Source organism: Methylobacterium sp. WCS2018Hpa-22 (assembly GCF_031843785.1).
Taxonomy (GTDB): domain Bacteria; phylum Pseudomonadota; class Alphaproteobacteria; order Rhizobiales; family Beijerinckiaceae; genus Methylobacterium.
In genome coordinates, this window is sequence record NZ_JAVTJA010000003.1 from 192,080 (window position 1) to 204,125 (window position 12,046).

The 12,046-nt window shown below is 65.2% G+C and carries 14 protein-coding genes; 9 read left to right on the top strand and 5 right to left on the bottom strand.

The features are described from left to right. Nucleotides 1-52 precede the first annotated feature (52 nt). A complete protein-coding gene (locus RQI43_RS05390) occupies nucleotides 53-1,150 on the bottom strand; it encodes a helix-turn-helix transcriptional regulator (RefSeq protein WP_311274477.1) in 1,098 nt (365 codons plus the stop codon). A 296-nt stretch (nucleotides 1,151-1,446) separates the two neighbouring features. Here RQI43_RS05390 and RQI43_RS05395 point away from each other — a divergent pair, with 296 nt between their 5' ends. The 4 genes from RQI43_RS05395 (at nucleotide 1,447) to RQI43_RS05410 (ending at nucleotide 5,687) form a co-directional block, all read left to right on the top strand. Further along, nucleotides 1,447-3,057, top strand: a complete 1,611-nt coding sequence (locus RQI43_RS05395) for a calcium-binding protein (protein ID WP_311274478.1) — start codon at nucleotides 1,447-1,449, stop codon at nucleotides 3,055-3,057. A 486-nt stretch (nucleotides 3,058-3,543) separates the two neighbouring features. Further along, nucleotides 3,544-3,696 (top strand): hypothetical protein, encoded by a 153-nt coding sequence (locus RQI43_RS05400; protein ID WP_311274479.1) that lies wholly within the window; start codon nucleotides 3,544-3,546, stop codon nucleotides 3,694-3,696. 250 nt (nucleotides 3,697-3,946) lie between these two features. Further along, nucleotides 3,947-4,225: a hypothetical protein gene (locus RQI43_RS05405; RefSeq protein ID WP_311274480.1), complete on the top strand. Its 279-nt coding sequence runs from the start codon at nucleotides 3,947-3,949 to the stop codon at nucleotides 4,223-4,225. A 358-nt stretch (nucleotides 4,226-4,583) separates the two neighbouring features. Then, nucleotides 4,584-5,687 carry a helix-turn-helix transcriptional regulator gene (locus RQI43_RS05410; protein ID WP_311274481.1) on the top strand — a complete coding sequence of 368 codons (1,104 nt, stop codon included), beginning with the start codon at nucleotides 4,584-4,586 and terminating at the stop codon, nucleotides 5,685-5,687. A 33-nt stretch (nucleotides 5,688-5,720) separates the two neighbouring features. Here RQI43_RS05410 and RQI43_RS05415 read toward each other — a convergent pair whose 3' ends face one another. Next, complete coding sequence (locus RQI43_RS05415) at nucleotides 5,721-6,629, bottom strand: LysR family transcriptional regulator (RefSeq protein ID WP_311274482.1); 909 nt, start codon at nucleotides 6,627-6,629, stop codon at nucleotides 5,721-5,723. A 93-nt stretch (nucleotides 6,630-6,722) separates the two neighbouring features. Between RQI43_RS05415 and RQI43_RS05420 the strand changes: the two genes are divergently transcribed. Both RQI43_RS05420 and RQI43_RS05425 read left to right on the top strand, forming a co-directional pair. Then, entirely contained in the window at nucleotides 6,723-7,595 is an 873-nt protein-coding gene (locus RQI43_RS05420) for an aldo/keto reductase family oxidoreductase (RefSeq protein ID WP_056434135.1), read from the top strand. Between the two features lie 472 nt (nucleotides 7,596-8,067). Beyond that, on the top strand, nucleotides 8,068-8,328 hold the full coding sequence (locus RQI43_RS05425; protein ID WP_311274483.1) for a hypothetical protein: 261 nt from the start codon (nucleotides 8,068-8,070) through the stop codon (nucleotides 8,326-8,328). Nucleotides 8,329-8,610: 282 nt separating this feature from the next. Here the strand turns inward: RQI43_RS05425 and RQI43_RS05430 are convergent, their stop codons facing one another. Continuing rightward, on the bottom strand, nucleotides 8,611-8,919 hold the full coding sequence (locus RQI43_RS05430) for a hypothetical protein (protein ID WP_311274484.1): 309 nt from the start codon (nucleotides 8,917-8,919) through the stop codon (nucleotides 8,611-8,613). 202 nt (nucleotides 8,920-9,121) lie between these two features. On the opposite strand from RQI43_RS05430, the gene RQI43_RS05435 reads away from it, so the two are divergent. Then, nucleotides 9,122-9,388, top strand: a complete 267-nt coding sequence (locus tag RQI43_RS05435) for a hypothetical protein (RefSeq protein ID WP_311274485.1) — start codon at nucleotides 9,122-9,124, stop codon at nucleotides 9,386-9,388. A 45-nt stretch (nucleotides 9,389-9,433) separates the two neighbouring features. On the opposite strand, the gene RQI43_RS05440 is transcribed toward RQI43_RS05435, so the two are convergent. Next, entirely contained in the window at nucleotides 9,434-9,730 is a 297-nt protein-coding gene (locus RQI43_RS05440) for a hypothetical protein (RefSeq protein WP_244477941.1), read from the bottom strand. A 141-nt stretch (nucleotides 9,731-9,871) separates the two neighbouring features. On the opposite strand from RQI43_RS05440, the gene rsgA reads away from it, so the two are divergent. Then, nucleotides 9,872-10,888, top strand: a complete 1,017-nt coding sequence (gene rsgA / locus RQI43_RS05445; protein ID WP_311274486.1) for a ribosome small subunit-dependent GTPase A — start codon at nucleotides 9,872-9,874, stop codon at nucleotides 10,886-10,888. A gap of 81 nt (nucleotides 10,889-10,969) precedes the next feature. Further along, nucleotides 10,970-11,599 (top strand): 2,3-bisphosphoglycerate-dependent phosphoglycerate mutase, encoded by a 630-nt coding sequence (locus RQI43_RS05450; protein WP_311274487.1) that lies wholly within the window; start codon nucleotides 10,970-10,972, stop codon nucleotides 11,597-11,599. A 50-nt stretch (nucleotides 11,600-11,649) separates the two neighbouring features. On the opposite strand, the gene RQI43_RS05455 is transcribed toward RQI43_RS05450, so the two are convergent. Further along, on the bottom strand, nucleotides 11,650-12,036 hold the full coding sequence (locus tag RQI43_RS05455) for a phage holin family protein (protein ID WP_311274488.1): 387 nt from the start codon (nucleotides 12,034-12,036) through the stop codon (nucleotides 11,650-11,652). Nucleotides 12,037-12,046 lie beyond the last annotated feature (10 nt).

The window sequence follows — 12,046 nt, forward strand, 5'->3', positions numbered from 1 at the left end:
ATACAGGCAACTCCACGGGACAACAGGACACGGATCGGCTCGTCCGATCGTCTTACGATGTCCGCCAGTCCCGCGGGGTCGTTCCCGCGAGGAGCCCGACGAGTTCGGCTTGGCGGTTGGTTCCGGTCTTGGACAGGACGGATCGCAGCTGCGTCCGGACCGTGCTGGTGGCGACGCCGGTCCGCAGGGCGATGTCCTCCACCGTCCTGCATAGGGCGATCTCGCGCGCCACCCGCGCTTCGGCCACGGTCAGGTCGAACAGGCCGGACAAAACAGTGAGGTCGGGCGCGGCGCCTTGCGCCACGGGCGTGAAGATCGCGATGGCGGAGGCGGCGTTGAACAGGTCCGCCGCCGCCCGTCGGATCGGCAGGAGATGCAGGATCACCGGGCCGCGCTCGTCCGTGGCCGGGATCGGGATGGACCGGATCGAGGTCCGCCGCTCCGTTGCCAGTCCTTCGAGGGCCCGCTCCAGCAGGCGGTCCGCCTCCGGGTTGGACAGGGTCAGGCGATGCGCCTCCCGGATGGTGCTTCCGAGGAACGCCGCGCAGCCGGCATTGATGGCCAGGATCTGGGAGTGCCTGCCGAGGATCGCGGCGGGAATGTCGACGACATCGAGCACCTGCGCCGCCACCCTGACGGTCTGCAGCCGCAGCCGCGCCGACATGGTGGCGGCCCGGGCGAGGTGAGGGCGCAGGGCATCGAGGCGGGCGACGATCTCGCCGGGGACGGGACCGCGCGCGAATTCCCGCTCTACGTTGAAGATGAGCCGATCCCCGCTCGGCACCGCGATGGCGCTGGCGACGCCCCAACCCAGGCCCCTCGGCCGCAGAAAGTCCCGGAAGACCGGCTCCGCCTCCATCTCGGCGGCGGTGTAGACGTCGAAGTCGGTGAGGAAGCCGGCATGTTCCCTGGCGAACAACCGCGCCGGCCTGTCGGTCCGCGCCGGCCAGCCCCCGGCGACATATTCGGCGATCCCCGCCTCGAAGCCCGGGGACGTGACGTAGCGGAACTCGCTGCCCACCGTCGTGAACAAAAGCGCGCCTTGCCCCTCACCGACCCGCACCAGTTCGGCCAGTACACTGGGCCACATCTCCGGAATGACGGCGGCTTCGTAGATATGGTCGATCAGGACTTCGGAACTGACGGTCATTGGCATCGTCTAAACCAGATCCAGCACACGTTATGACGAAGATCGACATCATTATGTAGTCCGCATCGATGGGCCGGCCGCGGCGGACTCCGCATGAATGCCGAAATGCTTGATTTTAAGGCATGGCTTATCATGGCTTGAGCCCACCAGCACAGTCCACAAGCGAATCGTTGACTCGACATACTCCGTTTGGGGGATGTGCGGCATGCAATCAGGTGCTCTAACCGCGCCGGGCAAACGAATGACCGCCGTGATGTTCGAGATTCGAGACGGTCACGACGCCTTTCCAGGGGAAGATGACCATCACGGCGACGCGCAACGTTCCGGGCACCTACGCAACGATCGCCGATGCCATCGCGGCTTCGGATCCCGGAGATACGATCGCGGCCTCCGCTGCATATGGCGGGAATGAGACGGCTACCGTGACGGTCGACGACCTTCGTTTCAGCTCCCCCTCCAGCGTTACCGGCATCACCCTCCTCGCAGACGGGGTGACCACGAAGATCACCGCCCTCGGCGCATCGCCGATCTCGATTTCAGGGACTGCAGGTAACGAGATCCTCATCGGCAATACCGGCGCCAACACTCTCACCGGCGGTTCGGGCGACGACACCCTCAGTGGCGGAGCCGGCAACGACATCCTCGACGGCGGCGAGGGCAATGATATCGTCTCCGGCGGTAAGGGTGACGATACGATCACACTTTATGATAACGGCAGCGTGGACAGACTCGATGGCGGAGCCGGTAACGACACGTTCCGGCTCATGACCGGTTATGGCGGCGGCGTGACCGTTGAAGGAGGCATCGGAACGGACATTGTGACAGACGCCTTCGACCTGGGAGATGCCAGCTTCACAGGGGTCGAGACACTGGACACCACGTCAGTCTTCGCCACGACAGCCCAGCTTTCGTCCTTCGCCAGCCTCATCGACAGCACGGCGACCACCACACGGCTCGAAATCTCCCTACGGGGTGCGGGCGGTACGATCGACTTCACCAGCCGCGTCACCGGCACGGATTCGGTGCTGGTTTCCAATGCCGGCCTGACCGCTGGTGTCACCATCATCGGATCGGCCAGGAACGACACCCTCATCGGCGGCCTCGGCAACGACACCTACGTCACCGATGGCGGCGACACGATCGTCGAGGCGCTCGGCGCCGGAACCGACCTCGTCCGGAGTTCGGCGACCCTGACCCTTGGCGGAAATCTGGAGAACCTCACCCTCACCGGAACGGGGGCGATCAAGGCGACGGGCAACGCCCTCGACAACGTGCTCCTGGGCAACGATGCCGCCAACGTCCTCAATGGCGGGACCGGTACCGACAGGCTCACCGGTGGATTGGGCAACGACACCTACATCACCGATGGTGGCGACAAGATCTTCGAGGTGGCGGGGGGCGGCATCGATCTCGTGCGGAGTTCGGTGGCGTTCAGCCTCGGCAACGAGCTCGAGAACCTTCTCCTCACCGGCAGCGCGGACATCAACGGCAACGGCAACGCCCTCGCCAACACGCTCACCAGCAATAGCGGTGCCAACATGCTCAATGGCGGTCTGGGCGACGACATCCTGAAGGGCGGAGCCGGTGCCGACATCTTCTTCTTCAAAACGGCGCTCGGCTCGGGCAATGTCGACAGCATCGTCGACTTCGCCACCATCGACGACACGCTCCGACTCGAGAACGGAATCTTCACGGCACTGACCAAGACCGGAACCCTGGCGGCGGGTGCCTTCAAGGATCTCGGCGCGGCCGGTGCCATCCTCGATGCGGACGACCGGATCCTCTACGATTCGCGGACGGGCGCCGTCTCCTACGACGCGGACGGCAGCGGATCGGCCGACGCCCTCCAGTTCGCCCTCCTCACCTCGCGTCCAGTCCTGACATTCCAAGATATCCTCGTGGTCTAGGACACCTGACGGGCCTCCCGCTGACGATCAGGATCACGCGGAACGGGGCGGGAGCCCGATTTCATAAAAGTCACGCGCCGACACCCGGCGGCATGAAACCGCCCGGTCTGGGGATCGCCCTGGGCTCCCCGGGGAGGCGGGGACCGAGGCGCCATGGCCTCGGAAGGGTAGAAGACATCGTTCACCCTGTCTCGAAACCACGCCGCAACGTATCGCCGCCATGATGTGGCATTCACGCGCCGAACGGCGGCAAGATCGAGGCTTCCATGATCACGGATCTTCACGTCTGGCGGCTCTTCATCGCGCTCGGCGCCTTGGGCGCGGCGACCGCACCGCTGCTGAAGCCGTTTCTGTCTTAGAACGGCCAAGCCGATGTGCGCGCCGGCACAGCGAAACGGATCGCGGCCAGCCATGAACCATTCAGCCGCCACAGGCGCATGATCTCAAGGTGACGATCCGACCGCGACCCAGTCCCAGGAATCCGACATGACAGTTGCACGTCCCTTCCGCTGGCTGCTCGCGCTCGTCACGCTGGTCCTGCCGGCATCGCTGATCCAGGCTCGGCCTCCGGTCGACGGATGTGAACGCGGCAAGGCGAAGGACTCTCAGAGCCAGGTCGTCTTCCGCCACTACATCTGATCCTGATCCCGGATCGGCGGCAGCTTCGCGGAATCCGTCGTCCTGTTCCCGGAATTCCGGAATGGCATCCCCTCATCTCAGCCGCTCGCCCTCGTTGGACGGCAGAACCACGATGGAGCGGCAAGGCCACCGGCTCCCTTCAGCTACGGTTCAACCAGTATGGTCTAGCTTGGGCAGCCTTACGAGATAGGCCGCCCCGGTCCGGTGGCGGCGGGATTGCGCAAGGCGCGTCGCGCACCCCGTGGAAGCCATGCTCGCTCTCCCCACAACGACCCTCGGCACGCCCGTCCTGCACATCCCGCCCAGGGGGGCGGAGCTTCCCCGCCCCGGCGCGGAGACGTCCCAGGCCTTCCTACGCAGCATGATACCCGGCCTCGATCTCGCCTTCGGCCTCGAAAGCGCTGCCGACCTGCCTGAGGACATGGCACGGCTGATCACCCGGCTTCATGCCGGCCCTCTGGGTGCGCTTTCACAGGAAACGGCTTCGGACAGCACTCGATTGTCGGCGCCTGCCTACGAGCCGGCCTGATGCCGGCGATGGAGCGGCAAGCCCAGGCGCGGCGAAGCGAGCGGCGTGGCGATGATCGAAGGGATCCAGCTCCCCCGCCTTGCAGCGTGCTTGCAACTATTGACCGCCGATTGTTCTATGCAGGACAGAATCTGTGACCAACCGATAGCTCTGCAAACGCTCTATATATTTATAAATATTAGAAAATATTATAATATTTCTAGAAAGCGCAATCACAGTAAGGCTTATTTATAAAATAGGCACCTCATCCAACAAAAACATATCAAGGTCTTTTCAATTTAGTTCAGCCGAGTTATTTTTCCTCAGCCGAGAGTGCATCGCTTTACGCGGGAGCGTTCGACGCCGCTGAAGGATCAAGATGTTCCTCGACGACGAGACTTTGCAGGACATCGAAAACTCGCTCGTCACATCCGCGCTTCAGTCTCATGACTGGGACAAAGCAGTCGCCAAAATCGCGACTTCCACGGGCGCGAGAGGGGTCGTCGCCATCCCGTTGAAGGGACGCGTACCCGGCCTGCCGATGAGCGCCAGTCTCGAAGCGGTGGCCGACGGCTATTTTCGCGACGGCTGGTCGAAGAACGATTACCGCGTGAGAGGCGTCCCCAAGCTTCTCAAGACAGGCATGTTCGTCGATCAGGACTACGCGACGCCGGAGGCAATGCGATCCGAAGCGTTCTACGCCGACTACTTGCGCAGCCACGGCTTTCAATGGTCCGCCGGACTGATGGTCCAGGCGGGCGATGATGCTTGGGTGATGATGATGCAGCGGACCATCCAACAGGGGCCCTACACCTTGGATGAGCAGATCGCCTTGCGGCGCCTCATTGCCCCCCTCAACCGGGCCGCCCAACTGGCCCACAGCCTCGGCGAGGCGCGTCTCACGGGCATCGCCGACGCCCTGGAAACGGTCCGCAATCCTAGCGTGCTCCTCGACAGGACGGGACGGGTTCTGCGGGTGAGCAGCGGCGCGGAACGCCTGTTCGGCCCCGATCTGGCTGTGCGGCTCGGGGAACTCGTCGTTCCCTCCGATGCTCAGGCCACGGCCCGGCTTCGCGCGCATATCACCGCCGCCATCTGGTCCGATCCGCAAGCTGTCTCACTCGCCTCCGCGCCGATCGTCATCCACCGGGAGGCCAAGCGGCCTCTCACTCTCCGGGTTCAGCCCCTGCGCAAGGCGGGGCTGGAGTATTTCGACGGCTGCCGCGCCATTCTGACGATCACGGACCTCGATGACAGCCGGGAACTCGCCGGTGACATCCTGAAAACGTTGTACGGGCTGACGCCACGGGAAGCCGAGCTCTGCCACAGCCTGCTGGCCGGCCACAGCACCGGCGAATGCGCGGACAGGCTCGGCATGTCGATCCATACCACCCGGACCCATCTGAAGAAGATCTTCGTCAAGACGGATACGGCGAGCCAGACGGAACTGATGATCGTCCTGAGCCGAAACTTCGGCCTCTGAGCAGACGACGAGGCGCTCGGTCGCGCGGCGAGATCAGCGAGGATCGCGATGCGCGCCGATGAAGTCGACGAAGGCCCTCAGCGGCGCGGGAAGGTAGCGCCGGCCCGGATAATACAGGAACGGGCCGGAGAACGATTGCCACCATGGCTCCAGCACGGGCTCCAGAACCCCGCTCTCGAGATGCGGGCGTAGCCAATCCTCGAACAGGGTAATGATCCCGGTCCCCGCAATGGCGGCATCCACCGCGAGGTCGGTGGCGGCCCCGACCCGGACGATGAGGGGACCGCTGGGGTCGATGCGAACGACCTCACCCTCACGCTCGAATTCCCACGCCGTCGTCGCGCCACTCGCGAAACGGCCGCCGAGGCAGGCGTGACTCAGCAGGTCTCTCGGATGGGCGGGACGCCCGTGACGATCGAGATAGGACGGGGAGGCGGCCGTGGCGAAGCGCTGCCGGCGCGGCCCGATCGGAACCGCGATCATGTCCTGTTCGAGCCGCTCGTCGTAGCGGATCCCGGCGTCACATCCAGCGGCCAGCACATCCACGAAACCGTCCTCGGCCACGATGTCGAGCCTGATATCGGGATAGGCCGCCAGGAAGGGCGGCACGATCCGCGGCAACACGAGCCGCGCGGCGCTGACCGGCACGTTGAGCCTGAGCGTGCCGGCCGGACGATCGCGAAAGCCGTTGACGACGTCCAGCGCGGCATCCAACTCGTTTAAGGCCGGCATCAATCGTTCGAGGAGGCGTGCGCCCGCTTCGGTCGGCGCGACGCTGCGGGTCGTCCGGTTGAGGAGCCGGACGCCCAGCCTGGCTTCCAGCCGGCGGACCGCCTCGCTCAAGCCGGATGCGCTCGCGCCGCTCGCCCGTGCGCCGTCGCGAAACCCGCCGGCTTCCGCAACGGCGACGAACGCCGCCAAATCCCCGAGATCGGTCGCCATTGTTCGCCTTTTCGCACATCCCGTGCGGATAAGGGCGCATTATCACGCAATCCATGAGGCATTACAGTCCTGGTCATCCTACAGGAGAGTCGCATGACCAAGATCGGACAGGCTGGGACCTACGCCCTCGGAGACCGCACCGTGAAGCGCCTGGGCTACGGCGCGATGCAATTGGCGGGGCCGGGCGTTTTCGGTCCTCCGAAGGACCGGGCCGCCGCCATCGCAGTGCTGCGCGAAGCGGTCGAGCGCGGCGTCAACCACATCGACACCAGCGATTTCTACGGACCGCACGTCACCAACCAGATCATCCGCGAAGCGCTCCACCCCTATCCGGACGACCTCATGATCGTCACCAAGATCGGAGCCAGGCGCGGTGCGGACGCCTCCTGGAATCCCGCTTTCTCCGCAGCGGAGCTCACGAGCGCCGTCCATGACAACCTGCGCAACCTCGGCGTCGACGCCCTCGACGTGGTCAACCTGCGCATCATGCTCGACGTGCATGGACCGGCCGAAGGCTCCATCGAGGCGCCGCTCTCCATCCTCGCCGATCTCCAACGACAGGGCCTCGTCCGCCGGATTGGGCTGAGCAACGTAACGGCGCGGCAGGTGGCGGAGAGCCGATCCCTCGCGACGATCGTCTGCGTCCAGAACCAGTACAATCTGGTCCATCGAGCCGATGACGCACTGATCGACGATCTCGCCGCATCCGGCACCGCCTATGTCCCGTTCTTCCCGCTCGGCGGCTTCAGCCCGATCCAGTCGGCGGCCCTGAACGAGATTGCCGAGGGGCTCGGCGCGACGCCCATGCAGGTCGCGCTGGCCTGGCTCCTGCGCCGCTCTCCCAACATCCTGCTGATCCCCGGCACGTCGTCGGTCGAGCACCTGCGCGAGAACATGGCCGCGGTGGAACTCGACCTGTCCGACAACACGATGGCGGCGCTCGACCGTATCGCACCCTCGACCTGACACAGGCCGGCAGAGGATCATCGACGAGCGAGGCGATGCTCTTCGCCGATGATCGACCGGGGATGATCCGGCGCGCGAACCGATGCGGACGATGGCGTGAGGGGGAAGAGAGCCGCCCACACGCCGTCGGCACAACTCGTCCGAATGGCACTCGCATGGACGAGACCGGAACGGCCATTCTCGAAATCAGGCCCTGGTCACAGCCACTTCCGCCATCGCAGGCCCTGCGACACTCATTCCCAAACTATTCAGGGATTATATAACCAACACTTTTGTATTTGATTGTCCCATCAAATAATTCGATGCTGGAATGCCACATACATCGATCACATAGGCTTGATCAGGATCTTTAATCCGCTGCACCACGTGCGTGCCGACACGCCACAAAGGAAATTATTACTTCATATTGGCTTCACACAGAAGAAGCAGCCGGGATACGGAGGCTTCACAAGAAAAGAAAGCCGTTGCCCATATGAAGTCTTACATCGCCGCCCTCTCGACTGCTCTCGTCGTGGGACTGACATCGATCTCGCCTACGATGGCGATGGAGCGTCCCTCGCGTTACACGGCGTTCGCTCCCTACGACGTCGAGACCACCAACGCGATCCGAGCCGATCGTCGAGCCACCGCGTCCTTCGGTTGTCCGATGAGTTCGGCCGCGGAGGGCAACGCAAACCAGCAGACCCGCGACGTCATGCAATACGGCCAGACGTCCGGCGGAAGCCGCTGCTAACCCAGTCAGGACAGTTCATTGGCATCGATGCTGAAAGTCTTTTCCTACATCATGGTCGGCGTTGCATCGGTGATGCTGGCCGCGACCATCGTGGGCTCCGCCAATATACTGATAAATTCGTAACACGTCGTCCCGGACTACAATCCGGGACGATTTTCGAGATCCCCGGCAGGATCGGTTCGCTCCCCTGCGGCAGTATCCGTTAGGGGAACGGGTCGATCCGTCATTCGCTCGCACGAGGCGCGAGGGAATCCACACCCGGCAGACACTCGCCGTCCGGCCTCAGGGCCGGCGCATCTGCTTGCCGGCGTAAGCCACGAGCTGGGAAAAGGCCAAGGCCGCCGCCGAGGCCTGGACACGGCTCGGATACGGCATCGGAGAATGGGCGACCTCCTGGCCGTAAACGTCACGCAGTGACCAGCCCCAGCGCCCGACCCGCTCCTCCAGCACGTCGAAATGCATGGCCCGGTCTCCGCTCGTGCGGGGTGACGGCACGCGTGCCGCCGAACCGGCATTCGCACGCTTCGCCATGCCCGAGGGCAGGCCGGCGGGAGAGAGATTTCCCGATATCCACAGGTCGGCCGTCCGCATCTTGACCTCCGCGCTTGAACTCTATGTTCTCTATATGTTCTTATGCGCGGAGTGTCCACCATGCTGGCCGATCCTTTGCTGCGGCTTGCGGCCCTAGCTACGTCCGAAGCGACGAACATGGCCGGCGGGGAGGCAGCTACCAGCAACGTCGCACCGGCGCAGAGCAGGATCCGGGGCTTATCTCCCGGTTCGGTGGCCTGACATGGAGCGCCTCTGCGACGTGAGGGCCTCGCACCTTGTCATCGCCTGCGGCCCCTGCGAGCGCCGGGGCGTCTACCGGGTCGCCCGCCTCCGCCAGCAATTCGGCGATCACGCCTCGGTTCTGGATGTCTATGTGAGGCTCACGCAAACCTGCCGCTGGCAGCGTGAGGTCAGCAGCCGGCCGCCCAATGTCTACGCGGTCGGGTGTCGGGCCAAGCTCGACACGTCGGGCGGGGCCGTCGCGAACGGACTTCCCTCAAGGACATAGGCGAAGGGCAGTCTTCCGATTCCGCCGGGGCCGGCGGGGCCGGATTCACGCATCATCTTCGCGGCCGAACACCTCGCCCTCTTCGGCCAGCCGGGCATCCGCCTCGTCCGTCCGCAACTCCAGCAGGGCGCGGTACTCTCGCAGCCGCTGCTGAAGCTGCGTGCCCGCCTCCTCGCAATCGGCCGGCTCATCCGTGTCGAGGGCGCAGCCCTCGATCACCTCCGAGGTCTGGCGATCGACGGCCGCGCGGTCGGCCTCGCTCAATCCGGTCAGATCGCCGAGACCGAGTTCCGATGCGATCAGGGCCGCGATCTCCTCGCGCTTCTCCTCGAGCTTCGACATCGTCTGACCCATCCCTGGAATCCATTCTCCCGAATCCGTTGCCTCGATGATCGGTCACCTTGCCGCCGCGGAGCAAGGGGAGGGCGCCGGAAGACGGGTGGGGCGCTGGTCAATCCGCCAAGGCCCTGTCATGGCTGACCGGTGACCGATGATCTCAGCAACTCCCATCCCCTGCGGCCCTCCCGTCTCGGATGGTCCGACTTCTTCGAGGAGCAACGTGAACCGGCCGAGGCCGGTCTCGTGCCCATGCGGATCGCGACGGTCCACCGCTCCCGGCTGACCGCCCTATCCCTCACGGGGCCGGTGGGGCTCGTGCTTCCGGTCCATACCCAGACCGGCGATTTCGCCGTGGGCGATTGGGTGCTGGTCGAGCCCGAGACCGGGACGATGCAGCGCCGTCTGTCACGCAGGAGCGTGCTGCAAAGGCGCAACGAAGGCGGAGGCCCGCTGCAGCTGGCGGCGGCCAATGTCGATACCCTCTTCGTCGTCACGTCGTGCAACGCCGATTTCAACATCGCCCGGCTGGAGCGCTACCTGGCGCTCGCCAATCAGGGCGGGACGAACCCGGTGATCGTCCTCACCAAGGCCGATATGGCGCCCGATGCCGAGAGCTACCGGCGGCAGGCCGCCGGCCTGCAGCGCGACCTCGCCGTCGTCACGGTCAATCCGCGCCTTCCGGACGCCGTGACGCTCCTCGCCCCCTGGTGCGGCGAAGGTCTGACCGTAGCGGTCGTCGGCTCATCGGGGGTGGGGAAATCGACCCTGGTCAACACGCTCGCCGGCCCGGACCAGGACCTCCCCCAGGAGACCGGCGGGATCCGCGAACACGACGCCAAGGGGCGCCACACCACCACGTCGCGTTCCCTCCATGCCATCGCGGGCGGCGGCTGGGTCATCGATACGCCGGGGATGCGCACGCTGCATGTGAGCGACGCCGCGGAGGGCATCGATACGCTGTTCGCCGAGATCGTCGAGCTGGCCCCCTCCTGCCGCTTCCGGGACTGCACCCATGCCCACGAGCCGGGCTGCGCCGTGCAGGCCGCCGTCGCGGAGGGCACGCTCGATCCCGAACGTCTGACCCGGTGGCGCAAGCTCCTCGACGAGAACCGGGCCAACACCCCGGTGGTCACCGGCCCGCGCGGCAGCCGTAGGCGTTGACCGGCAGCCGCAGGCGTTGACCCGCCGCCTGACTTCGCACACCCCGACTTCGCCCGACCTCCTGCGGACGCCCCTCCCCGAATGCTCCTTCCCGAACGAACCCTCGTCATCGTCCGCCACGGGCAGAGCCACGACAACGAGCGTGACCTCTTCTCCGGCATCCGAGATCCCGATCTGACGGAACGCGGCGTCAGCGAGGCGCAGAGCGCCGGGCGCCGGCTGAAAGAGCTCGGATTCGCCGTCGATCTCGCCTTCATTAGCGAGTTGACGCGGGCCCGGCGCACGATGGCTCTCATCCTGGCAGGCCTCGGGCAACCCGACCTCACTGTCCACCGGAGCGCCGCGCTGAACGAGCGCGATTACGGCGAGCTCGCCGGGTTGAACAAGCGCGAATCCCAGGAACGCTGGGGCGTGGAGCAGGTCCGTGCCTGGCGCAAGTCCTTCGATGCGATACCGCCGGGCGGCGAGAGCCTGGCGATGACCGCCGACCGGATGCTGCCGTATTACCGGGACGAGATCGAATCCCGGGTCCGGGAGGGCAGGCGGGTTCTTCTCGTGGCGCATGGCAATTCGCTGCGGGCGCTGATCATGCATCTCGACGGGATCAGCGCCGCCGAGGTGGCCGACGTGCATCTCGCCACGGCCCAGATGCTGGCCTACCGCTTCGACGAGCGGGGCAGGGTGGTCGACAAACAGGAAATCCCCGCCTGAGCCCGGAGGTCGATCGGCGAGGAGACCGGAAGGCGGCTGCTGGCTCGGCGTCAGCGGGCTCTCAGGGCGTCCCGGTCCCGTGCGAGTTGGCGCCGCGTCCGCATCGGCTCCAGGTTCGAGAGGGACATCAACCGATACCCGAAGGCGAAGAGACCGAGCGTCACGGCGGCAAAGGCACCGCCGACGATCAGCGACGCGATCGCCTCCGAACCGATCAGGAGCGCCAGCCCTTTGACGAAGGCGACCAGGAGCACGAACAATCCGATCAGGACGAAGAGTGCCGCCATCAGGAACAGGGCAAGCGGACGCGCCACCTGATTGACCGCCGACCCGATCTCGGCCTGGAACAGGGCGAGTTGCTTGGAGACCAGGATCTGGGTTTCGCCGATGGCGTCGCCGAGGAGGAGCAGGAGTCCCTTGTCATTCCGGCTGCTCATGCATTCCCTC